At 75.5% G+C, this 21,291-nt stretch carries 24 protein-coding genes, 1 pseudogene and 1 riboswitch; of the genes and pseudogenes, 15 read left to right on the top strand and 10 right to left on the bottom strand.

Annotated features, from left to right (window positions below):
- Positions 1-191: 191 nt before the first annotated feature.
- Genes nadD through ACI79K_RS04940 form a run of 4 tightly spaced genes read left to right on the top strand, consistent with a single transcriptional unit; the run spans position 192 to position 3,063 of the window.
- On the top strand, positions 192-938 hold the full coding sequence (nadD, locus tag ACI79K_RS04925; RefSeq protein WP_456587588.1) for a nicotinate-nucleotide adenylyltransferase: 747 nt from the start codon (positions 192-194) through the stop codon (positions 936-938).
- Positions 935-1,366, top strand: coding sequence for a ribosome silencing factor (rsfS, locus tag ACI79K_RS04930; protein ID WP_456587587.1), 432 nt, complete (start codon positions 935-937; stop codon positions 1,364-1,366). The genes nadD and rsfS overlap by 4 nt, the downstream gene beginning before the upstream one ends.
- Positions 1,363-2,124 carry a histidine phosphatase family protein gene (locus ACI79K_RS04935; RefSeq protein WP_456599110.1) on the top strand — a complete coding sequence of 254 codons (762 nt, stop codon included), beginning with the start codon at positions 1,363-1,365 and terminating at the stop codon, positions 2,122-2,124. Before rsfS ends, ACI79K_RS04935 begins: the two co-directional genes overlap by 4 nt.
- 54 nt (positions 2,125-2,178) lie before the next feature.
- Complete coding sequence (locus ACI79K_RS04940) at positions 2,179-3,063, top strand: DegV family protein (protein WP_456599111.1); 885 nt, start codon at positions 2,179-2,181, stop codon at positions 3,061-3,063.
- 145 nt (positions 3,064-3,208) lie between these two features.
- Here the strand turns inward: ACI79K_RS04940 and ACI79K_RS04945 are convergent, their stop codons facing one another.
- Positions 3,209-3,535, bottom strand: a complete 327-nt coding sequence (locus tag ACI79K_RS04945; RefSeq protein ID WP_456587584.1) for a GNAT family N-acetyltransferase — start codon at positions 3,533-3,535, stop codon at positions 3,209-3,211.
- Between the two features lie 147 nt (positions 3,536-3,682).
- On the opposite strand from ACI79K_RS04945, the gene ACI79K_RS04950 reads away from it, so the two are divergent.
- The 5 genes and pseudogenes from ACI79K_RS04950 (at position 3,683) to ACI79K_RS04970 (ending at position 8,940) form a co-directional block, all read left to right on the top strand.
- Positions 3,683-3,841, top strand: a complete 159-nt coding sequence (locus ACI79K_RS04950; RefSeq protein ID WP_456587583.1) for a hypothetical protein — start codon at positions 3,683-3,685, stop codon at positions 3,839-3,841.
- 186 nt (positions 3,842-4,027) lie between these two features.
- Positions 4,028-4,861, top strand: a complete 834-nt coding sequence (locus ACI79K_RS04955) for a helix-hairpin-helix domain-containing protein (protein WP_456587582.1) — start codon at positions 4,028-4,030, stop codon at positions 4,859-4,861.
- A gap of 689 nt (positions 4,862-5,550) precedes the next feature.
- Positions 5,551-6,909: pseudogene (locus ACI79K_RS04960) on the top strand (ComEC/Rec2 family competence protein); the annotation flags it as partial.
- The gene (gene holA / locus ACI79K_RS04965) at positions 6,824-8,290 is read left to right on the top strand and encodes a DNA polymerase III subunit delta (protein ID WP_456599217.1); all 1,467 of its coding nucleotides are present in this window, start codon (positions 6,824-6,826) and stop codon (positions 8,288-8,290) included. The pseudogene ACI79K_RS04960 and the gene holA, both read left to right, overlap by 86 nt.
- A 62-nt stretch (positions 8,291-8,352) precedes the next feature.
- Complete coding sequence (locus ACI79K_RS04970) at positions 8,353-8,940, top strand: RDD family protein (protein ID WP_456587581.1); 588 nt, start codon at positions 8,353-8,355, stop codon at positions 8,938-8,940.
- On the opposite strand, the gene ACI79K_RS04975 is transcribed toward ACI79K_RS04970, so the two are convergent.
- Together ACI79K_RS04975 and rpsT are read right to left on the bottom strand one after the other, a co-directional pair.
- On the bottom strand, positions 8,827-9,591 hold the full coding sequence (locus ACI79K_RS04975) for an RBBP9/YdeN family alpha/beta hydrolase (protein ID WP_456587580.1): 765 nt from the start codon (positions 9,589-9,591) through the stop codon (positions 8,827-8,829). The genes ACI79K_RS04970 and ACI79K_RS04975 overlap by 114 nt on opposite strands.
- A 119-nt stretch (positions 9,592-9,710) precedes the next feature.
- On the bottom strand, positions 9,711-9,971 hold the full coding sequence (gene rpsT, locus ACI79K_RS04980) for a 30S ribosomal protein S20 (protein ID WP_236826314.1): 261 nt from the start codon (positions 9,969-9,971) through the stop codon (positions 9,711-9,713).
- 214 nt (positions 9,972-10,185) lie between these two features.
- Between rpsT and lepA the strand changes: the two genes are divergently transcribed.
- The 4 genes from lepA (at position 10,186) to ACI79K_RS05000 (ending at position 15,180) form a co-directional block, all read left to right on the top strand.
- Positions 10,186-12,036, top strand: coding sequence for a translation elongation factor 4 (gene lepA / locus ACI79K_RS04985; RefSeq protein WP_456587579.1), 1,851 nt, complete (start codon positions 10,186-10,188; stop codon positions 12,034-12,036).
- Positions 12,037-12,059: 23 nt separating this feature from the next.
- Positions 12,060-12,689 carry an MOSC domain-containing protein gene (locus tag ACI79K_RS04990; protein WP_456587578.1) on the top strand — a complete coding sequence of 210 codons (630 nt, stop codon included), beginning with the start codon at positions 12,060-12,062 and terminating at the stop codon, positions 12,687-12,689.
- A 63-nt stretch (positions 12,690-12,752) separates the two neighbouring features.
- Positions 12,753-13,457: an LppX_LprAFG lipoprotein gene (locus ACI79K_RS04995; protein WP_456587577.1), complete on the top strand. Its 705-nt coding sequence runs from the start codon at positions 12,753-12,755 to the stop codon at positions 13,455-13,457.
- Between the two features lie 64 nt (positions 13,458-13,521).
- Entirely contained in the window at positions 13,522-15,180 is a 1,659-nt protein-coding gene (locus ACI79K_RS05000; RefSeq protein ID WP_456599112.1) for an MFS transporter, read from the top strand.
- On the opposite strand, the gene ACI79K_RS05005 is transcribed toward ACI79K_RS05000, so the two are convergent.
- Together ACI79K_RS05005 and ACI79K_RS05010 are read right to left on the bottom strand one after the other, a co-directional pair.
- A complete protein-coding gene (locus ACI79K_RS05005) occupies positions 15,158-15,694 on the bottom strand; it encodes a Clp protease N-terminal domain-containing protein (protein ID WP_456587575.1) in 537 nt (178 codons plus the stop codon). The two genes, ACI79K_RS05000 and ACI79K_RS05005, sit on opposite strands and share 23 nt — an antisense overlap.
- Before the next feature lie 2 nt (positions 15,695-15,696).
- A complete protein-coding gene (locus ACI79K_RS05010) occupies positions 15,697-15,930 on the bottom strand; it encodes a helix-turn-helix transcriptional regulator (protein ID WP_456598403.1) in 234 nt (77 codons plus the stop codon).
- Between the two features lie 63 nt (positions 15,931-15,993).
- Positions 15,994-16,058: riboswitch (guanidine-III (ykkC-III) riboswitch) on the top strand.
- An 11-nt stretch (positions 16,059-16,069) separates the two neighbouring features.
- Between ACI79K_RS05010 and ACI79K_RS05015 the strand changes: the two genes are divergently transcribed.
- Positions 16,070-16,384: a DMT family transporter gene (locus ACI79K_RS05015; RefSeq protein WP_456587573.1), complete on the top strand. Its 315-nt coding sequence runs from the start codon at positions 16,070-16,072 to the stop codon at positions 16,382-16,384.
- A 6-nt stretch (positions 16,385-16,390) separates the two neighbouring features.
- On the opposite strand, the gene ACI79K_RS05020 is transcribed toward ACI79K_RS05015, so the two are convergent.
- From ACI79K_RS05020 to ACI79K_RS05030, 3 genes are read right to left on the bottom strand one after another with little or no spacing between them, the layout of a single operon-like run.
- Positions 16,391-16,699 carry a hypothetical protein gene (locus tag ACI79K_RS05020; protein WP_456587572.1) on the bottom strand — a complete coding sequence of 103 codons (309 nt, stop codon included), beginning with the start codon at positions 16,697-16,699 and terminating at the stop codon, positions 16,391-16,393.
- Positions 16,700-16,710: 11 nt separating this feature from the next.
- A complete protein-coding gene (locus tag ACI79K_RS05025) occupies positions 16,711-17,676 on the bottom strand; it encodes a zinc-binding dehydrogenase (protein ID WP_456587571.1) in 966 nt (321 codons plus the stop codon).
- Between the two features lie 10 nt (positions 17,677-17,686).
- Positions 17,687-18,259 (bottom strand): TetR/AcrR family transcriptional regulator, encoded by a 573-nt coding sequence (locus ACI79K_RS05030; protein WP_456599113.1) that lies wholly within the window; start codon positions 18,257-18,259, stop codon positions 17,687-17,689.
- A 60-nt stretch (positions 18,260-18,319) separates the two neighbouring features.
- Here ACI79K_RS05030 and ACI79K_RS05035 point away from each other — a divergent pair, with 60 nt between their 5' ends.
- On the top strand, positions 18,320-19,309 hold the full coding sequence (locus ACI79K_RS05035) for a DMT family transporter (RefSeq protein WP_456599114.1): 990 nt from the start codon (positions 18,320-18,322) through the stop codon (positions 19,307-19,309).
- Between the two features lie 61 nt (positions 19,310-19,370).
- Here ACI79K_RS05035 and ACI79K_RS05040 read toward each other — a convergent pair whose 3' ends face one another.
- The gene (locus ACI79K_RS05040; RefSeq protein ID WP_456587568.1) at positions 19,371-19,958 is read right to left on the bottom strand and encodes a hypothetical protein; all 588 of its coding nucleotides are present in this window, start codon (positions 19,956-19,958) and stop codon (positions 19,371-19,373) included.
- 325 nt (positions 19,959-20,283) lie between these two features.
- Positions 20,284-21,291 carry a selenide, water dikinase SelD gene (gene selD / locus ACI79K_RS05045; protein WP_456599115.1) on the bottom strand — a complete coding sequence of 336 codons (1,008 nt, stop codon included), beginning with the start codon at positions 21,289-21,291 and terminating at the stop codon, positions 20,284-20,286.

Here is a 21,291-nt window from a genome sequence, read left to right on the forward strand (position 1 = left end):
GGGTAAAACGCGGGGCGGGGGGGGTGGTGTCGCCCGGGGGGAGCGGTGGTGGCCCCCCCGGCGCCCCCCCGGGGGGGCCCCGGACGGCGACCGGCTGCACGGGGGAGCCGGTCGCCGTCGCCGTCGGCCCGGTGGGGTGCGCGGGCCGGTCCTCGCGGCGCGGGGTCGGCACCCCCGGATACGCTCGGCCGGTGGCGGGACGACGAGTCGGCGTGATGGGTGGGACCTTCGATCCCATCCACCACGGGCACCTGGTCGCTGCCAGCGAGGTCGCCGGGCTGTTCGGGCTCGACGAGGTGGTGTTCGTGCCCACCGGTGAGCCGTGGCAGAAGAGCGACCAGGTGGTGAGCCCGGCCGAGGACCGGTACCTCATGACCGTGATCGCGACGGCGTCGAACCCGCGGTTCTCCGTGAGCCGGGTCGACATCGACCGGGGCGGGCCCACCTACACCTTCGACACGCTCACCGACCTGCAGGCCCAGCGTCCGGGGGCCGAGTTGTTCTTCATCACCGGCGCCGACGCCCTGGCCCAGATCATGACCTGGCGCGACGGTGCCCGGTGCTTCGAGCTGGCGCACTTCATCGGGGTCACTCGCCCCGGGTACACGCTGGCCGACAGCCACCTGCCCGAGGGCGGGGTCAGCCTGGTGGAGATCCCCGCGCTTGCCATCAGCTCGAGCGACTGCCGCGACCGGGTGGGCCGCGGCATGCCCGTCTGGTACCTCGTGCCCGACGGCGTGGTCCAGTACATCGAGAAGCGCGGTCTCTACCGCGAGCCCGCGCGGCGCCCGGCCCCCGGGCAGGCCCGCGACGGGCGCCCGGCGGGTGACCGCCCCACCTACGACCGCCCACCCCCGACCGGGCCCGGGAACACCACCGGCCCCGACGGTGCTCGCACCCCACCCACGACGTCCCACCTCCAGGAGGTGCCCGAATGACCGCCTCGCCCGAGGCCCGGGAGACCGCGCTGCTCGCCGCCCAGGCCGCCGCGGACAAGCTGGCCACCGACGTCACCATCGTCGACGTCAGCGAGCGGCTCGCCATCACCGACGCCTTCGTCCTCGCGTCCGCACCCAACGAGCGGCAGGTCCAGGCCATCGTCGACGAGGTCGAGGAGCGGCTGCGGGAGCACGGCGTGAAGCCGGTGCGCCGCGAGGGCGTGGCCGAGGCGCGCTGGGTGCTGCTGGACTTCATCGACGTCGTGGTGCACGTCCAGCACGCCGAGGAGCGGGCCTACTACGCCCTCGAGCGCCTCTGGAAGGACTGCCCGTCCATCCCCTTCACCGACGCGGCCGACCCCGGCTCCGCCCCGGGCGCCCCGGCGGACGCCGGCTCCCCGTCGGTCGCGGAGACGGCCGGCCAGTGACCTCCCCGGCCGTGCCCGAGCTGCCGGTGACCCGGCTGGTGGTCTGGCGGCACGGGCGCACCGGGTGGAACGCGGCCGGACGGTTCCAGGGGCAGCTCGACCCACCGCTCGACGTGGTCGGGCGGGCGCAGGCGGTCCACGCCGCACCGCACCTCGTGGCCTCGGCCGGGCTGACGCCCCGGTCGACGGCGGTGGTCGCCAGCGACCTCGGCCGCGCCGCGGACACCGCGCGGGCACTCACCTCGCTGCTGGACGTGCCGCTGCGGCTGGACCCGAGGTTCCGCGAGCACGGGATGGGCGCGTGGGAAGGCCTCACCCGCGAGGAGGTGGCCGACCGGTACCCCGAGCAGTACGCGGACTGGCTGGCCGGGCGGCCGGTGCGGGGCCGCGGTGGGGAGGAGGCCCCGGCGGTCGTCTCGCGGGTGGTCGCAGGGCTCGCCGACCTGCCACCGGCGGACGTGGCCGTGGTGGTGACCCACGGGGGCACGAGCGGCCGGCTGATCGAGGCGCTGCTGGAGCTCGGGCCGGACCACCGGCGCGTGTTCGGGCCGCTGGACAACTGCGGGTGGAGCGAGCTGGCCCGGCAGAGCGGCCGGTGGCGGCTGCTCCGGCACAACGCGTCGGCCGGTCCGCTGCTGGAGGGGCTCGCCGCGCCCGCGGCGGACCGGCTCCGCGCGGATCCCGAACAGGGGGCTCCCGGAGCGGCCGGTGACCGGCCGGACCCGGGCCCGGCCCAGGACGCCGACGCCGTCGGCTGACCGGCCCGAGCACCACGCTCCGTACGGCGCGCGGTCGGCAGCTAGCCTCGCCGGGTGCCCGTCGCCGTCCTCACCGATTCGACGGCCTACCTGCCCCGCCCGCTCGCCGACGAGTACGGCGTCCGGGTCGTCCCGCTCTACGTCGTCCTCGCCGGCCGCTCGGGGCGAGAGGGCGAGGACATCAGCGCCGAGGACGTGGCGAAGGCGCTCTCCACCCGCGGCCAGCGGGTGTCCACGTCGCGGCCCACGCCCGGGGACTTCGTCGCCGCCTACCGCGCCGCGCTGGACGCGGGGGCCGACCGGCTGGTCTCGGTCCACCTGTCCGCGGAGCTCTCCGGCACCTGGGACGCCGCCCGCGTCGCCGCGTCGCAGGTGGGGGAGCACATCGTCTCCGTCGTCGACTCCCGCTCGGCGGCGATGGGCACCGGGTTCGCCGTCCTGGCGGCCGCCCGCGCAGCGGCCTGCGGGGCCGACGGCGCCACGGTGGCGCAGGTCGCCCGGGACGCCGCCGCCCGCACCCGCACGCTGTTCGTCGTCGACACGCTGGAGCACCTGCGCCGGGGCGGGCGGATCGGCTCCGCGGCCGCGGTCCTGGGCTCGGCGCTGGCCGTCAAGCCGGTGCTGCACGTGGTCGACGGCCGGGTCGTGCCGCTGGAGAAGGTACGGACCTCGGCGCGCGCGCTCGCCCGCCTGGTCCAGCACGTCGTCGAGCACGCCGGCGACCGGGAGGTCTCCCTCGCCGTGCACCACCTCGCCGCCGCCGAGCGGGCCGACCGGCTGGTCACCGAGCTGCGGGCCCGCGTCCCCCGGGTGCAGGAGCTGCACGTGAGCGAGCTCGGTGCCGCCATCGGCGCGCACGTCGGCCCGGGAGCCGTCGGCGTGGTCGTGTCCCGGCATGCCGGGGAGCCTCTGGACGTGGGGGACCAGCCCCCGCGGTGAGCGGCAGGGCTCACCGGACGGCGTGCCGGGCGGCAGTCCCACGGCCCGTCCGCCGCTCCGCAGAGCGGTCGCTGTCCATACGGCCCATGACCGCCCGGCCGTCGACGCCCTCGGCACCGGCTCCCGGCCGGCGAGGGCTCCGCGGTCACCGTGCTGCGGCGTCGGCCTCCGGGGTGACCGTGGTGCGCGAGTGGTAGACCAGGTCGCCGTACTCCGCCCGGTGGCGCCCGATCCAGGCGCCCACGAACGGGCACAACGGCAGCACCGCAAGGCCCTGGCTGCGCACGTCGTCCAGCGCCTGGCGCACCAGGTCCGAGGCGACGCCCTGACCCTCGTGACCGGGCAGCACCTCCGTGTGCGTGAACACCACGAGCTGTGCCGTCCGGATGTACTCCGCGATCGCGGCCAGCTCCCCGTTGATCCGCCCCTCGTACCGGTGCTGCCCGGTGTCGTCGGTCACCTCGACCCGCATCTGTCCTCCGCTCCTGGATGTCCCAGCGCAGTCTCCGGCGTGCGGAGGCCTCCGCCAAGGCCCCTGGGTGGCCCTGGTGCTCCCCCTTTCCGCTGCCGCGGCGCAGCCACTGGCGCACACCGGAGGCGGGCCCTACCTTCTGACCGCGTGAGCAGCGGCCCCAGGGCAAGTTCCTGCGGGCACGGGGGCAACCAGCGGACGCTGCCGATGAGCACCCTGCCGCTGGTCGTCACCGCCGCCACCTTCGCCGCAGCCGGCCCGCACGCCCATTCCCTCTCGGGTCTGCCTGGACGCCGCGCAGCGTGAGGAACTGCTCCTGACGGCGGCCCAGTCGCCGTCAGGAGCTGCAGGCCACGCCCCCCCGAACCTCCCCCGAGCCCCCCCCGAGCCGGCGTCCGCGCGGGCCCGCGCGCCGTCCACACCCCGGGCAGCCGTCCACAGCCGGCGTCGTGACCGCGGGAGAGGGCGGCCGCGCTCCCTAGCGTCGCCGGGGTGCGCCTGCTTGCCCGCCGTGACGACGACGCCGACGTCATCCGTGCCCGGCTGCGCGCCGTCCTGGCCGAGCCGCGCCCCGCCGCCGACGGCTGGGTCCCCGAGGACGACGACCCGCCCTGGCCGGCGGACGACCGGATCACCGTGCCGGTCGACGTCGCGGGGCGCCCGGACCCACCCGCCGGTGTGGGGCGGCACCGGGCACCCGGCACGACGCCCCGCTGGGACGCCGGCCGCGCCGGTGGGCGCGCCGTGTGGGCCGCCGCGGTGGTGGCGGTCCTGCTCCTGCTGGTCTGGACGTGGTCCCAGCGGCCCCGGGTGGAGCCGGCGGCGGCGCCGCTGCCCTCGCCCACCGCGCCGGCCACCCCCGCAGCCGGCGAGCCCCCGGTGGGGGAGGTGGCCGAGACCGCCGGCACCGTGGTCGTCTCCGTGGTGGGGCAGGTGGCGCGGCCGGGTCTGGTCACGCTCACCGCGGGCGCCCGGGTCGCCGACGCGGTCGAGGCGGCCGGCGGGCTCCTGCCCGAGGCCGACCCGGCCTCGGTGAACCTGGCCGCGCTCCTCTCCGACGGGCAGCAGGTCGCCGTGGGTGTGCCCGGTGCGGGCGCGGAGGGGCCGCCCGCGGGCGGCCCCCCGGGCGGCGGGGGCCGCGTCGACCTGAACACCGCCGGGGTGGCGGAGCTGGACGCGCTGCCGGGCATCGGCCCGGTCCTCGCCCAGCGCATCGTCGAGCACCGCACCCGCAGCGGCGGTTTCCGCAGCGTCGAGGAGCTCGACGACGTGCCGGGCATCGGCCCGGCGAAGGCGGCCGAGCTCGCCGAGCTGGTGTCGGTGTGAGCGCGGCGCTCGACCGCTGGCGCTTCCTCGACCTGCGGCTCTGGCCGCTCGCCGGCGCGGTCTGGATGGTGACGCTGGGGGCGCCGCTGGTGCGGTGGCCGGTGCTGGCCGCCCTGGGTGGGGCCGCGCTCGGTGCGGCGGTCCTCCTCGCGCGTGCCCGCGGTCCCGCGGCGAGCGTCGCCCTCGTCGTCCTGGCCGGCCTCGCGGTGGCCTCCGGCGCCGGCGCGGTGCGCGGCGCGGCGCGCGAGGCGTCCCCGCTGCGCGCAGCCGCCGCGGAGGGCGGGACCGCGCAGGTGACCGTGACCGTGCGGACCGATCCCCGGGCGCTGGCGGGCGGCGGCGGTGCGTCGCGCGTCCTCCTCGAGGCGGACGTCACGGTGCTCGCCGACGGCGGCGCGGTTCACCGGCTGGAGGAGGCCGTCCTCGTCTTCGCACCCGCCGACGGCTGGTCCGGGCTCCTGCCCGGGCAGCAGCTCCGGGTGCGCGCCGGGCTGGCACTCCCCGGAGAGGGCGACGACGTGGTGGCGGTGCTGTCGGCCCGCGGTCCGCCGGAGCCGGTCGGCGGCCCCGGGGCCGTCCAGCGCGTGGCGGGCGAGCTGCGGCACGCCCTGGCCGCCGCCGCGGACCGCGTGCTGGACGACAGGGCCGGCGGGTTGCTGCCGGGGCTGGTGGTGGGTGACACCAGCCGGATGGACCCGGTGCTGGACGAGGAGTTCCAGCAGGCCGGGCTGGCGCACCTGACCGCCGTCTCCGGGGCCAACGTGGCGATCGTGATCGCCGGCATCCTCCGGCCGCTGCGGCGCCGGGCCGTCGACCGCCGGATCCAGGCGCTGGTGGGCGGGCTGGCGCTCGTCGGTTTCGTCGTGCTGGCCCGGCCGAGCGCCAGCGTGCTCCGGGCCGCCGCCATGGGCGCGGTCACCCTGCTCGCACTCGCCTCCGGGCGGTCGCGGGCCGCGCTGCCGGCGCTCGGTGCCGCGGTGACCGTGCTGCTCCTGGTCCAGCCGGGGCTGGCGCGGGACGCCGGTTTCACGCTGTCCGTCGCGGCCACCGCGGCCATCGTGCTGCTGGCCCCGCCGTGGGCGCGCCGGCTGCGCGGGCACGGCTGGCCCGGGTGGCCGGCCGACGCCGTGGTGGTGAGCGTCGCCGCCGGGCTGGCGACCGCTCCGGTGATCGCCGGGCTCACCGGCACGGTCAGCCTGGTCTCGGTGCCGGCCAACCTCCTGGCGGCCCCGGCCGTGCCGCCGGCGACCGTCCTCGGGTTGCTGGCCGCGCCCCTCGGGGTGCCCTGGCCCTGGGCCGGCGACGCTCTGGTCTGGCTCGCCGGGTGGCCGGTGCGCTGGATCGTGCTCGTGGCGGAGCGGGCGGCGGCCGCGCCGGACGCCGTCGCCGGCTGGCCGGCCGGGACGGTGGGGGCGCTGCTGCTCACCGGCCTCCTGCTGACCCTGGGGTACCTGCTGTGGCGGTTCCCCCGGGCGCGGCTGCTCGCGCTCGCGGCTCTCGTCGGGGTGGTCGCGGTGGGCTGGCCGCTGCGCCAGCAGCTGGACGGCTGGCCGCCGGCCGGAGCGCTGCTGGTGGCCTGCGACGTGGGGCAGGGCGACGGCCTGGTGCTCCCCGTGGGCGACGGCCGGGGGATCCTGGTCGATGCCGGCCCGGACGTCGCCCCGATCGACCGCTGCCTCGACCGCCTCGGGATCGACCACCTGCCCCTCGTGCTGCTCTCTCACCTGGACGCCGACCACGTGGGCGGCCTCGCCGGCGCCCTGGGCGGTCGCACGGTGGGCGTCGTCGCGAGCGGCACCCTCTCGCCGGCCGACGACCGGGCCTCGGGCATCGACGCCCTGGTGCGGCGCGCCGGCGGCACCCGCGAGCTCCTCGTGCCGGGCGACCGCCGCAGCGTTGCCGGGGTCGAGATCGAGGTGCTCGCGCCCGATCCGCGCCGGGCCACCGCGGCGGCCGATCCCAATGGGCTGTCGCTCGTCGTCCGGGTCACCGCCGCGGGGGTGCGCCTGCTCCTCACCGGCGACATCGGTGCCGACGAGGAGGCCGCGCTGCTGCGCGACGGCACGGATCTCCGCGCCGACGTGCTCAAGGTGCCCCACCACGGCAGCGGCGACGCCGACCCGGCGTTCCTCGCCGCCACCGGGGCGCGAGCCGCGCTCATCTCGGTGGCGGCGGACAACACCTACGGGCACCCCGCTCCGCGGCTGCTGGGGTGGCTGGCCGACGCCGGCACGCGGGTGCACCGCACCGACCGGGACGGCGACCTCGCGGTGGTCGGCCGGGCCGGGAACTGGGGGATCGCCGCCCGGGGCGCGGACCCCGGCGGCCAGGCGGCGGCAGGCGGACCCGGAGCCATCGACGCCCCGGTTCCGGGCTCCCGGGCGGCCACCGCGGAGCGTCGGTCCCGCGTGGCACCATGCGGAGGTGCCTGCCGCCCCCGTCGAGCCCACGTCGCACCTGCGCGTGGTGATCGGCGAGGAGGAGCTGCTGCGCTCCCGCGCCGTCGGGGCCGTGCGCCGGGCGATCCTCGCCCGCCACCCCGACGCCGAGGTGCACGAACTGGCGGCCATGGGCCTGCCGGTGGGGGAGCTGGCCGACGTGCTGGCGCCGTCGCTGTTCGGCGGGCACCGGCTCGTCGTCGTCACCGGGGTGCAGGAGTCGGCCGGCGCGCTGGCCGATGCCCTGGCCGGCTACGCGAAGGAACCGGACCCGGACCTGACGCTGGTGATCGTGCACTCCGGTGGCAAGCGGAACGAGGCCCTGGTCAAGGCGTTCAAGGCCGCCGGTGCGGCGGTCGACGAGTGCCCCAAGGTCTCCTCCGTCGGCGACCGCATCGCGTTCGCGCGCAACGAGGTGCGCCGGCTCGGCGGCCGGATCACCCCCGATGCGGTCACCGCACTGGTCGACGCCGTGGGCGCCGACCTGCGCGCGCTCTCGGCGGCCGCCGGTCAGCTGGTCTCCGACTTCGGCGGCAGCATCGATGCCGACGACGTCGCCCGGTTCCACCGCGGGCAGGCCGAGGTCACCGGGTTCACCGTGGCCGAGCGCGTGCTGACCGGTGACCGGGCGGGCTCGATCGAGATGCTGCGCTGGGCGCTCGAGCGCGGGGTCGCCCACGTGCTGATCGCCGACGCCATCGCCGACGGCGTGCGCACCGCGGCCCGGGTGGCCTCGCTGAGCTCCAGCAACCCCGGCGACCTCGCCCGCACGCTGAAGATGCCGCCCTGGAAGGTCAAGAAGGCGCAGGCGCAGGCGCGCGGCTGGAGCATCGAGGGCCTCCAGCTGGCCCTCGGCGTGGCCGCCGACCTCAACGCCGACGTCAAGGGTGTCGCGGCCAGCGCGGACTACGCCCTCGAGCGGGCCATCCGCCGCATCGTCACCATCCGGGCGGAGACGGGTCGGGGCCGACCGGCCCGCACCGGCCGCTGAGCCCAGCGCCGAGGCGGGCGCGTCGAGACCGCTCCGGAGGACGAACCGCTAGCTTGTCGCCCATGGAACCCGACGGTCCCGGAACGTGGTCGGCTGTCGCGCGCTGGAGGGCGGCCGGCTGGGACTACGTCGTCATCCTCGGGTGGCTCGCCGTGCTCGCGGCGGTGGCGGCGGGGGCGCGACTGTCGGGTCTCGTCCCGGAGGGAGGTCAGCGCGACCCGGTCGACCTGGTGATCGCCGACCTGGGCGTCTTCGCGGCCACCGTGCTGCCCGTGTGGCTGTACTTCACGCTCCGCGAAGCCGGTGCCCGGCATGCCGGTCCGGGCAAGGAGCGCGCCGGCCTGCGGGTGGCGGTCGACGACACGACGCCGCAGGCCGATCTGCCCGCGGAACCGGTCGGCCCCGGCATCGGGCGAGCGGCCTGGCGGAATGCGGTGAAGTGGCTGCCCTGGCAGCTGGCGCACCTCGCCGTCGCACGAGCCATCCTCGGCAGCGACGAGTGGGTGGTCATGGGCGTCAGCTACGCCTTGTCGCTGCTATTGCCGCTGCTCAGCCTCGGCATGGCCTGGCGCGATCCGCGGAGGCGGGCGCTGCACGACCGCCTCGCCCGCACGGTCGTCGTCCCGGCAGCTCTCGTGCCGCGCACCTGAGGCCGCGCGACCTCCACCTCCCGGCCGGGGCGGGCCGTGACCGGCCCGACGCGGCGGATCAGCGCGGGCCAGGCGGGTCGACGGGTCGCGGCACCACGCCTCGACGGCGGGCCAGCGGCCGTACCCGGCCTCCGGGTCGAGGTGCCCCTGACCCGGCAGCAGGTCGACGTCGACACCGAGCGCTCGGTACACGGGCACCGCACCGCCGCCGGGCCAGTACGGGTCGTCGTCGCTCGCCACCAGGCGCACCGAGCCGGCCCCACGGCTCAGCTGGTGCGCATCAGGGCCGAAGGCGGCGAAGGCGGCCACCTCCGGGTACCCGGCCAGCACCTCGGGCGCGGGCGGGGCGACCAGCAGCACCCGGTCCACGCGCTCCGCCGGCGTCAGCAGGGACGCCGCGTGCTGCCACAGCGGCACGGCGAGGGAGTGCGCCACGACGACGCGTTCGCCGGCGCCCAGCTGGGCCAGCTCGGCGCGCAGCAGCTCGGTCCAGGTGCCGACCACCGGCCGGTCCGGGTCCGGGAACTGGGGATAGAGGACCTGCTCGCCGGCGGCGCGCAGCGACTCCACGAGCTGCCACTGCCAGTGGTGCGCGGGCCGGCGGTTCTGCCACCCGTGCAGGACGAGGAAGCGGCGTCCGGGGGAGGTCACGGGCAGTCCTTGAGGGCGGTAGGAGGGTGCTGCGGCAGCAGGGAACGCGACGAGCCCCCGTCCCCGCGAGGGGAGGGGGCTCGTCGTCGAGCGTGCGCGTCCGGGTGGACGCGGGCCGATCAGAGACCGGCGGTGAGCTTCGCCAGACCCGACTTGCGGTTGGCGGCCTGGTTCTTGTGGATGACGCCCTTGCTGGCGGCCTTGTCCAGCTGCTTGGCAGCGGCCTGGTAGGCGGCGGTCGCGGCCGCGGCGTCCCCGGACTCGGCGGCGGTGCGCACCCGCCGGACGGCCGTCTTCAGGGCGGACTTGACGGCAACGTTGCGCTGACGCGCCTTCTCGTTGGTCTTGATCCGCTTCATCTGGGACTTGATGTTCGCCACGCGTGAGCCTCGGTGTCTCGACAGGAGGGAGTACTTCTGACAATGGTGCTGAAGATCTGCGTCCGGGCATGCGCCACAGGACCGGCCTGCAAAGATACCAGCGTCCGGCCGGCCACCCCAACCCGCCGTCCGGCGACCTCCCGCACACCCCGCGCGAGCCCCTCGCCGCGCCGGGCTAGGGCCTCGGGCCGGGACGTGGGACGATGGCGGCACTGTGACGACTCCTGCTGCCACCGATCCGGCCCGCATCCGGAACTTCTGCATCATCGCCCACATCGACCACGGCAAGTCGACGCTGGCCGACCGGATGCTCGAGGTCACCGGGATCATCGAGGCCCGGCAGATGCGCGCCCAGTACCTCGACCGCATGGACATCGAGCGCGAGCGCGGCATCACCATCAAGGCGCAGAACGTCCGCCTGCCGTGGACCCAGCGCTCCGGTGAGCACGCCGGCGGTGAGTTCGTCCTCGACATGATCGACACCCCCGGGCACGTCGACTTCACCTACGAGGTGTCCCGGTCGCTGGCCGCCTGCGAAGGCGCGGTGCTGCTGGTGGACGCGGCGCAGGGGATCGAGGCGCAGACGCTGGCGAACCTCTACCTGGCGCTGGAGAACGACCTCACGATCATCCCGGTGCTCAACAAGATCGACCTGCCGGCCGCCCAGCCGGAGAAGTACGCCGCGGAGATCGCGCACATCATCGGCTGCGACCCCGACGACGTCCTCCGCGTCAGCGGCAAGACCGGCGAGGGCGTGCCCGAGCTGCTCGACCGCATCGTCGAGGAGATCCCCGCGCCCACCGGCGTCGCGGAGGGGCCGGCGCGGGCGATGATCTTCGACTCGGTCTACGACATCTACCGCGGCGTCATCACCTACGTGCGCGTGGTCGACGGGCGCATCTCCGCCCGCGAGAAGATCAAGATGATGTCGACCGGCGCGACCCACGAGCTGCTCGAGATCGGCGTCATCTCGCCCGAGCCCAAGCCCGTGGACTCCCTCGGCGTCGGCGAGGTCGGCTACTTCATCACCGGCGTGAAGGACGTCCGCCAGTCCCGCGTCGGCGACACCGTGACGCTGGCGAACAAGCCGGCGGCGGAGTCCATCGGCGGGTACCGCGACCCGCGCCCGATGGTCTACTCCGGCCTCTACCCGATCGACGGCAGCGAGTACCCGCTGCTGCGCGAGGCGCTGGACAAGCTGCTGCTCAACGACGCGGCGCTGGTCTACGAGCCGGAGACGTCGGCGGCGCTCGGGTTCGGCTTCCGCGTCGGTTTCCTGGGGCTGCTGCACCTGGAGATCGTCCGCGAGCGGCTGGAGCGCGAGGCCGGCATCAGCCTGATCTCCACCGCCCCGAACGTCGTCTACCGGGTGATCATGGAGGACGGCACCGAGCACACGGTGACCAACCCCAGCGACTGGCCCGAGGGCAAGATCGACCGCGTCTACGAGCCGATCGTCAACGCCACGGTCATCGCGCCCAGCGACTACACCGGCGCGATCATGGAGCTCTGCCAGGGCCGGCGCGGCCAGCTCGGCGGCATGGACTACCTCAGCGAGTCCCGCGTCGAGCTGCGGTACACCCTGCCGCTGGGGGAGATCATCTTCGACTTCTTCGACGCGCTGAAGTCCCGCACCCGCGGCTACGCCTCGCTGGACTACCAGGAGGCCGGCGAGCAGGAGTCGGCGCTGGTGAAGGTGGACATCCTGCTGCAGGGCGAGGCGGTCGACGCGTTCAGCGCGATCGTGCACAAGGACAAGGCCTACAGCTACGGCGTGATGATGGCCGGCAAGCTGCGCGAGCTCATCCCGCGGCAGCAGTTCGAGGTGCCGATCCAGGCCGCGGTCGGCTCCCGGGTGATCGCCCGCGAGACGGTCCGCGCCATCCGCAAGGACGTCCTCGCCAAGTGCTACGGCGGTGACATCACCCGCAAGCGGAAGCTGCTGGAGAAGCAGAAGGAGGGCAAGAAGCGGATGAAGATGGTCGGCCGCGTCGAGGTCCCCCAGGAGGCGTTCGTCGCCGCGCTCTCCACCAACGAGTCGACCGCCTCCGCCAAGCCCAAGTGACCGGGCGGGTCGACGCCGTCTGCGTGTCCGGGACCGACCTCCTCCCGCTGCCCGGTCGTCGGCCCGACCGCAGCGGGATCGCCAAGCGGCCGGTGGTCGGTCGGGTGGCCGTCGGGGAGCGGGGGCTGGACGGCGACGTTCAGGTCAACCGGAAGTACCACGGTGGGGACGGCCAGCAGCTCTACGCCTACGCCCAGGAGGACGCCGACTTCTGGATCGCGGAACTCGCCCGCGAGCTGCCGCCGGGCATGTTCGGCGAGAACCTGCGGACGACGGGGCTCGCCCTCACCGACGCCGTCCTCGGCGAGCGCTGGCGGGTCGGGACGACGCTGCTCGAGGTGACCGCGCCCCGGATCCCGTGCGCCAACTTCGCCCGTTTCTGGGACGAGCCGCAGCTGGTCAAGCGGTTCACCGCGCACGGGGCGCCGGGCGCCTATTTGCGGGTGCTCGAGAACGGGGACGTCGGTGCCGGCGACGCCGTCGAGCTCGTGTTCCGACCCGACCACGAGGTGACCGTCGGACTGGCCTTCCGGGCGTTGACGACCCAGAAGTACCGGATCGCCGAGCTGGAGCCGGCGCTGCCCCATCTGCCCGACAGGGTCCGCGCGAAGGTTGCTGGCAAGGTCGCCAGGCGGGTCACGCCCATCCTCTAGTCGTGACGGCGCGCTAGTGTCCGCCGCGACGGCGGGGGAGCCCTGCCGCGACGGGAGGACGTCATGCTGCTGCGCCGATCCGGCGTGCCGCTGCTCGCGCTGGTGATCGTCGTCGGCCCGGTGCTCGCCGCCTGCGGGTCCGACGAGCCCGAGGTGTCGGCGGACGGCCTGCTGGAGCGGGCCAAGCAGACGCTGGACGAGGCGGAGAGCGCGCACTTCGACCTGGCCAGCGAGGGCGCCCCGACCACCGGGACGGTGCTGGTCGGCGGCGAGGGCGACATCGCCCGCCCGGCCTCCTTCGACGGCACGCTCCAGGTGCTGGCGCTGGGCTCCACGCTGGACCTGCAGGTGGTCTCCGTCGACGGGACCGTGTACGCGCAGCTGCCGTTCACCAGCGGGTTCAGCGTGATCGACCCCGCCCAGTTCGGCTTCGGCGACCCCGGCGCGCTGCTCGACCCTGAGACGGGCATCTCGCAGCTGCTCGCCGAGGCCACCTCGGCCGAACTCGGCGAGGAGAGCCGGGTCGACGGCGAGGTCGTCCGCGAGGTCACCGCCGAGCTGCCCGGCGACCTGGTGGAGCAGGTGCTCGCCAGCGAGGACCCGTCCCAGCCGGTGCAGGCCCGGTTCTCGATCGCCACCGACAGCGGTGAGCTGCGCCGGGCGGAGCTGACCGGCCCCTTCTTCGAAGCCGGCACCGACGCCACCTACCTCCTCGAGCTCAGCGACTTCGGGGCCGATGTCGAGATCACCGCGCCGGCCACCGGCTGAGGCTGCGGTCGCCCCCTCCCGGCCGGTCCCGGGGCCGGCCGCGATCGCCCTCGCCACCCTCGCCGTGCTGGTCACGGCCGCCGACACCTACGTCGTCGTCCTGGCGCTGCCCGACATCCTCACCGGGGTCGGGGTCGGGCTGGACGAGCTGCAGCGGGCGACCCCCATCGTCGGGGGCTTCCTGCTCGGCTACACCGCCACGCTGCCGCTGCTCGGCCGGCTGGCGGACCTCCGCGGGCGGGCGCCCGTGCTCATCGGCTGCCTGCTGCTGTTCGCGCTGGGCTCGCTGCTGACGGCGACGGCGGAGACGCTGGGCCCGGCCGTGGCCGGTCGCGGCCTCCAGGGCATCGGGGCCGGCGGCCTGGTGCCGGCCACGCTCGCGCTGGTCGCCGACCGGTGGCCGCCCGAGCGCCGGGCGGTCCCGCTCGGCATCGTGGGCGCGGTCCAGGAGGCGGGCGCCGTCCTGGGGCCGCTTGCGGGGGCCGCCGTGCTGGCCGTCGCCGACTGGCGGGCGATCTTCTGGCTCAACCTGCTCCTGGGGGTGGGTCTGGCCGCCGGCGTCGTCGTCACCGGCCGGGTGCGGCGACCGGATCCGATCGGGGTGGCGCTGGCCGTCGTCGCCGCCACCGCCCTGGGGCTGCTGCTCGCCGAGCCCTCCGCGCTCGCCGAGGACGTCACCCTCGGGCTGCTCTACGTCCCACTGGCCGACGGGTGGGGGTGGACGGCGCCGCTGCTGCTGCTCACCGTGCTGGCCACCGGCGCCCTGGTGGCGCGCGGCATCGCCCGGCCCGCCGGTGCGGTGCTGCCGCTGCGCGGGCTGGGCCGGCTGGCCCGGGAGGTCGACGTCGTCGGCTCGGCGCTGGCCGTGGTGTCGCTGGGCGCACTGGTCTGGGCCTTCGCCGCCGCCGACCCGGCCCGCGAGGTCGTGGCGCACGGCCGGCTGCTGCTGCCGGTGGCCGCGGTCGCCGGCCTGCTGTTCGTGCTGCACGAGCGGCGGGCGCCCGAGCCGGTGCTGCCGTTGGCCGCGCTGCGCCCGGTCGGTGCCTGGGGCGCGCTGGTGGTCAACGTCTTCGTGGGCGCCGCGCTGGTCGCCGCGCTCGTCGACGTCCCGCTGTTCGCCCGGGCCACGACCGCGCCCGGGAACCAGCTGGCGGCGGCGCTGGTGTTGCTGCGGCTGCTGGTCGCCGTGCCGGTGGGGGCGGTGGCCGGGGGCTGGCTGTGCCGGGTGGTGCCGCCGCGTGCCGTCGCCGGTGCCGGGATGGCGCTGACCGCGGCGGCGTTCGCCGCGATGACCGGGTGGGACGAGCGGTCGCTGGACGGCGTCGGCTCCACCGTCGTGCTGGTCGCCGCGGGCCTCGGGTTCGGCCTCGCCATCGCGCCGGTGAACGCGGTCCTCCTGGCGGTCACCCCGCCCCGGGTGCACGGCAGCGCGAGCTCGCTGGCGGTCGCCGCGCGCACCGTCGGCATGCTGGCCGGGCTGTCGCTGCTCACCGCCGTCGCCCTGCGCCGCTTCACCGCCGAGGTGGCGGCGATCGGCACCCCCATGGAGCTGTGCCCTGCCACCCCCGCCGACTGTGCCGCCTACGACGCCGCCACGGAGGCGGCGGTGCTCACGCAGCTGCACACGGTCTTCGCCGGCGCGGCGATCGCCTCCGCGCTGGCCGCGGTGGCGGCGCTGGTCCTGCTCCGCGGAGGGCCGGTCAGGAGTCCAGCCCGAGCCTGAGGTCGTCGCGGAGGGCCGGGAGGTCGACGCCGCGGTCGTGCAGCACCTTCACCGCCAGCCCCTCGCCCTCGCGGAGGAGCCCCAGCAGGACGTGCCCGTCGGTGATCGTCCGCGACTTCATCGCGATGGCCTCGCGCAGGGAGAGCTCCAGCACCTTCTTCGCCCGCGGGGTGAACGGGATGTGCCCCGCAGCCCCCTTCCGCCGCGGGCCGTCCAGGGCGCCGGGCCCGAAGGCCTCCTCGACCCGGTCGCGGACGGCGTCCAGATCGATGCCGAGGCTGCTCAGCGCGTCGGCGTCCAGCTCGTCGCCGCCCCGGTTCGCCCGCACCGCCGCCACGACGTCGTCGTGGGTGATCCCGTGCCCGGTGAGCGCGCGGGCCGCCGTCGTCGCCGGCCGGGCCAGCATGCCCAGGAGCAGGTGCTCGGTGCCGACGCGCGGGTGCCGGAGCTCGCGCGCCTCGGCCTGGGCCCCGACGACGACGTCCCGGGCGTCCTGCGTGAACCTCTCGAACATCGTCAGTCCCTCCGTCGGAGCGGCCCGCGGCCGCGTGAGTACTTCTTGTGCACCGCCTGCCGGCTGACGCCGAGCTGCTGGGCGATCTGCTCCCAGGTCCAGCCCTGGTCGCGGGCGTTGTCGACCTGGAGCGCCTCCAGCCGTTCGACGAGGACGCGCAGCGACCGGACCGCCGTGAGCCCCACCGCCGGGTCCTTGCTGCTGGCTGCCGAAGCCACCTGTGCCGTGTCCGCCATGGCTGTCAACTTAAGTTGCACACCGCCGCCGTGTCAACTGACGTTGACACGTGCGAGGCTGGAGGGGAGCCGCTCCCCGGCTCCCGGACGAGCGGTGCCGTACCCGGTGTGCGACAAGACGGCGCCAGAGGAGGCCGCGATGTCGTGGGTGGTGCTGGTCGTGTCCGGGATGCTGGAAGCCGTCTGGGCGGCGGCGCTCGACCGCTCGCACGGCCTCACCCGGCCGGTGCCCTCGGTGGTGTTCGGCGTCGCCCTGGTCGCGAGCATGGGCGGGCTCGCCTACGCCATGCGCGAGCTCCCGCTGGGCACGGCCTACGCGGTGTGGGTGGGCATCGGCGCCGTCCTGACGGTCGCCTACGCGATGGTGACCGGTCTCGAGCCCGTGTCGCTGGTGCGGGTTCTGCTGCTCGCGGGCATCGTCGGCTGCGTGATCGGGCTCAAGGTCGTGCACTGACCCCGGTCAGCCGCCGGGAGCGACCTCGAAGTGCGTGACCGTCTCCTCGCGCTCCACCAGGTAGCGGTCGTCCTCGGGGTAGAAGACGGCCCGCTCGATGTCTTCGCCGGCGAAGCCGCGGATGACGTCCCGGTCGGTCCAGAAGCTGAGCGTGACCACCTCGGTGTGCCCGTCGCCCAGATCGCGGATGAGCATGTGCGCGCCCCGGTTCCCCGGGGTCTGCCGGTACTCGGCCATGCCGGTGCCCTCGATGTAGTCGACGTAGGCGTCGCGGTCCGCGGTGCGGACCCGACCGCGCCACATGCGAGCGATCACCGGTGGCCCCTTCAGAGCGTGAAGACGATCTTCCCGTTGGTGCGCCCCTCGAGCATCCGGGCGAAGCCCTCCCGGGCCTGCGCCAGGGGGAGCTCGACGTCGATCTGCGGCCGGATGCCGGTGACCCGGCACATCTGGATGAGCGCCTCCAGCTCGGCCTTCGTGCCCATCGTCGAGCCGATGACCGAGAGCTGGGTGAAGAAGACCCGGTTGAGCTCGGCGCCGGGGTTGAACCCGGTGGTCGCGCCGGAGGTGACGAGCACGCCGCCGGGCTTCAGCGACTTGATGCTGTGGCTCCAGGTGGCCTCGCCGACGGTCTCCATGACGCCGTCGACCCGCTCGGGCAGCCGGGCGCCGCTCTCGAACGCCTGCTCGGCGCCGAGCGCGAGGGCTGCGGCCCGCTTCTCCTCACTGCGGCCGGTCACCCAGATCCGGTAGCCGGCGGCGCGGCCGAGCACGATGAGCGCCGTCGCCACGCCGCCGCTGGCGCCCTGCACGAGCACCGTCTGCCCCGGGCGCAGGCCGGACTTCACGAACAGCATCCGGTAGGCGGTCAGCCATGCGGTGGGCAGGCAGGCGGCCTCGGCGAAGGAGAGCTCAGCGGGCTTGGGCAGCAGGTTCCGCTTCGGGACGGCGACCTTCTCCGCCATCGAGCCCTGGTGCACCTCCGACAGCAGCGAGCGCTTCGGGTCGAGGGTCTCGTCGCCCATCCAGTCAGGGGTGGAGATGACCCCGTGGACGACGACCTCGTTGCCGTCGGCGTCGATGCCGGCGGCGTCGGTGCCGAGGATCATCGGCATCCGCTCGGCGGGCAGGCCGATGCCCTGGAGGCTGAACAGGTCGTGGTGGTTCAGCGAGACCGCCTTGACCTGGATGGTCGTCCAGCCGTCGGGAGCCTCCGGCTCGGGGCGCTCGCCGATCTCCAGCACGGAGAGCGGGTCCTTCGGGTTCGGGGTGGAGACGAAGGCAGCCAGCATGGCCGCGAACCTAACCGACCAGGCGCGCGGCTGCCTCACGTGCCGTCGTCAGCGCCTCGGGGTCGTCGCCCGCGGTGGAGGCGACGAGCGCGCCCTCGTAGAGCAGGTGGAGCGTCGCCGCGATCGCCTCCGGGTGCGCGATCCCGGCCTCGGTGGCGAGTTGGGTGAACCGTCGCCGCATCCACTCCTTCTCGGCGCGGATCACCGGGAGCGCGGGGTGGTCCGTGCCGCCGATCTCGGCGTAGGCGTTCACGAACGCGCAGCCCCGCTGCTGCTCCTCCCGCCACCGGCGCGCCGCGTCGAAGACGGCGAGGACCCGGTCGCTGCCCGGGGCGCGTGCCGCGATCTCGGCCTCGAGGAGTTGCTGCCACGTCCAGGCCCGGCGCTCCAGGTACAGGGCGACCAGCGCGTCCTTCGAGCCGAACCGGTCGTAGAGGGTCTTCTTGGTGGTGCCCGCAGCCTCCGCGATGGCGTCGACCCCGACGGCCCGGATGCCGTGGGCGTAGAAGAGTCGCGAGGCGGCGTCGAGCAGCCGCTCTGCGGCTGGGGTCAGACTGGTCGGTGCTGCGATCACGTCGGACATGTCCGCTCCTCTCGATCGGTGCACTGCGAGTATACCGACCGGTGTGGTTACCTCGGCCGGGTGAGGGATCGCCGTACCGACGCCGTGGCCGCGGGCGTCCTCGTCGTGTGCTGGTCGTCCGGCTTCGTCGGCGCGGAGTTCGCCACCCGGGACGCTCCGGTCGCGACGGTGCTCGCCTGGCGCACCGGGCTCGCGGCGGCTCTCCTCGGCGGCTGGGTGCTGCTGCGGGGCGAGCGCCTGCGGCCCGGCTCCCTGCTGCGCCAGGCCTGCCTCGGCCTCCTCGTGCAGGCGGTCTACCTGGGTGGCGTCTTCGCCGCCGCGGGCGCGGGCGTCCCGGCCGGCACGTCGGCGCTGGTCGCGGCGCTCCAGCCGCTGGTCGTCGCCGTCGTCGCGGCACCCTTGCTGGGGGAGCGGACAACGGCGCGCCAGCGGGTGGGGCTGCTCGTCGGTGCGGGCGGCGTCGCGCTCGTGGTCGTGGGCGATCTCGGTGCGGGCGGCGCCTCGCCCGTGGCCTTCCTGCTCCCGGTCGTGGCCCTGGCCGGTCTCTCCGCCGGCACGCTGCTGGAGCGGCGGTGGGCACCGGCGGAGTCGCTGGCCGTCGCGCTCGCCCTGCAGTCCGCCGTGGCGGCGCTGGTCTTCGGTGCGGTGGCCGGCGCGCGAGGGGAGCTCTCCCCGCCGGCCGAGCCGGCGTTCTGGGTGGCGATGGCCTGGCTGGTCCTGCTCTCCACCGTGGGGGGTTACGGCAGCTACCTGTTCGTGGTGCGCCGGTCGGGCGCCACGACTGCCAGCACGCTGCTGTACCTGACGCCGCCGGCGACCGCGCTGTGGGCGTGGGCGATGTTCGGGCAGCCCCCCGGCCCGACGGCGCTGCCCGGCATCCTCGTCTGCGCGGTCGGTGTGGCGCTCGTGCTGCGCAGCGCCCGGGCGGTTCCCCGCGAGCGACCGGACGACGAGCTCCCCACGCGAGGCGCACTCGTCCGACCGGCGGGCCGCGGGCGCCTCCCCGCCCGGCAGCGGACCCCGGGGGATCCGGGCGTCGACCCGCAGTAGGGCCGACGTCCCGGATGCCTCGGCAGACCGGTCCGGGCGTTCGACCAGCTGCCCCGAGGACTCAGCCGCAGACGATCCGCTGCTGGCGCAGGTCGTTCTCGGCGGGGTCGAGGTTGACCAACCGGCCCACGGCCACGTCGCGCACGACCAGTCGGGCGCCCCCGGCGACCCGGGCGGCGCGGACGTCGAGGTACTCGGTGCACTCCCCACGCTGGAAGACGTGCTGCTCCACCGGCCCGGTCCCGCGCCAGGCCACGTCCACGACGGCGTAGCCCTGCCGGTCCGGCAGTCCGACGGGGGAGGAGCAGTCGACCTGGAGGACGCCGCTGGCGACCGCGGAGCGCACCCCGTCCAGCCGTGCCCGCACCCGGTCCTCGGTGGTGCACTCGTAGAGGACGCCCTCCCCGCCGCCGGGCAACGGGCCGGCGACGAAGAAGTCGGTCACGCCGAACGGCTCCTCGTCCGGCGGGTCGAACACCTGGGGGGCGCTGTGCAGCGTCCACCCGGTCCGCGCGTCCACGCCGTCGAGCCCCGTGGTGGCGAACCCGATCCGCTCCTCGGTGGCCGCGGCCGCCCCGGTCGCCGTCCCCCCGGACACGAGCGCCAGCAGCACGACGGCGAGAGCCCGCCGGACCGTCCTCGTCCTCATCGCGACCTCCTCGGTGCCGGACCACGGGACCTCCGGGTCCGTCGCGGCGGCAGCGTGGCAGCGGCGTGCGCCGGTGGGCCAGGGCATCCCACGCGCGGGGAGCGGGTGACCGGCGTGTCCCCGGCGACATGCCGGGCCGGCGGCGGACGGCCGCTCCCGGGGCTGTCAGCGGACGATGGCTCTGGTCCGCTTGCGCGCCCCAGTCCGCTCCTCGCTCGTTCCTCGCTGCGATGCTCCTGGGGCTGTCAGCGGACGATGGCTCTGGTCCGCTTGCGCGCCCCAGTCCGCTCCTCGCTCGTTCCTCGCTGCGATGCTCCTGGGGCTGTCAGCGGACGATGACCACGTGCTCCTGGCGCGGCACGAACTCGCCGATCACCGGGGAGCCGGCGACCTCGCCGCCGAGCAGGAGCCCGCCGGAGGTCTGGGCGTCGGCGAGCAGCAGCGCCTCGTCCTCGCCGACCGCGGAGAGGTCGGCGTGCGGGCGCACCCAGTCCAGGTTGCGCCGGGTGCCGCCGGAGACGAACCCCGCCGCCAGCGCCTCACGCGCGCCGGCCAGGTAGGGGACGGCGGCGGCGTCGACGACGGCGGTGACCCCGCTGGCCCGCGCCATCTTGTAGAGGTGCCCGAGCAGGCCGAACCCGGTGACGTCGGTGCCCGCGCGGATGCCGGCGGCCACTGCGGCCCGGCCGGCGTCGCGGTTGAGCGCGGTCATCGAGGCGACCGCCTCCTCCGACACCTCGCCCGTGGCCTTCATCCGGCTGTTGAGCACGCCCACGCCGAGCGGCTTGGTGAGGCTCAGCGGTGTGCCGGCGACCGCGCCGGCGTTGGTGATGATCCGGTCGACGTCGACCACGCCGGTGACCGCCATCCCGTATTTCGGCTCCGGGTCGTCGATGGAGTGGCCGCCACCGACGTGGCAGCCCGCCTCCTGCGCCACCTCCAGCCCGCCCCGCAGCACCTCCGTCGCCAGCTCGGCGGGCAGCACGTCGCGCGGCCAGCCGAGCAGGTTGACCGCCACGACGGGCGTGCCACCCATGGCGTAGACGTCGGAGAGCGCGTTCGCGGCGGCGATCCGGCCGAAGGTGTACGCGTCGTCCACGACGGGGGTGAAGAAGTCGGTGGTCAGCACCAGCCCCTGCCCGCCGGCGAGGCGCACAACGGCCGCGTCGTCGCCGTCGTCCAGGCCGACGACGAGCTCGGCCGCCGGGTCGACCGGCCCCTGCGCGGTGAGCCCGGCGACGACGGCCTCGAGCTCCCCGGGCGGGATCTTGCAGGCGCACCCCCCGCCGTGGGCGTACTGGGTGAGCCGGATGCGCGCGGGTGCGGTGGTCAC

This window comes from Blastococcus sp. SYSU DS0616 (assembly GCF_054051015.1).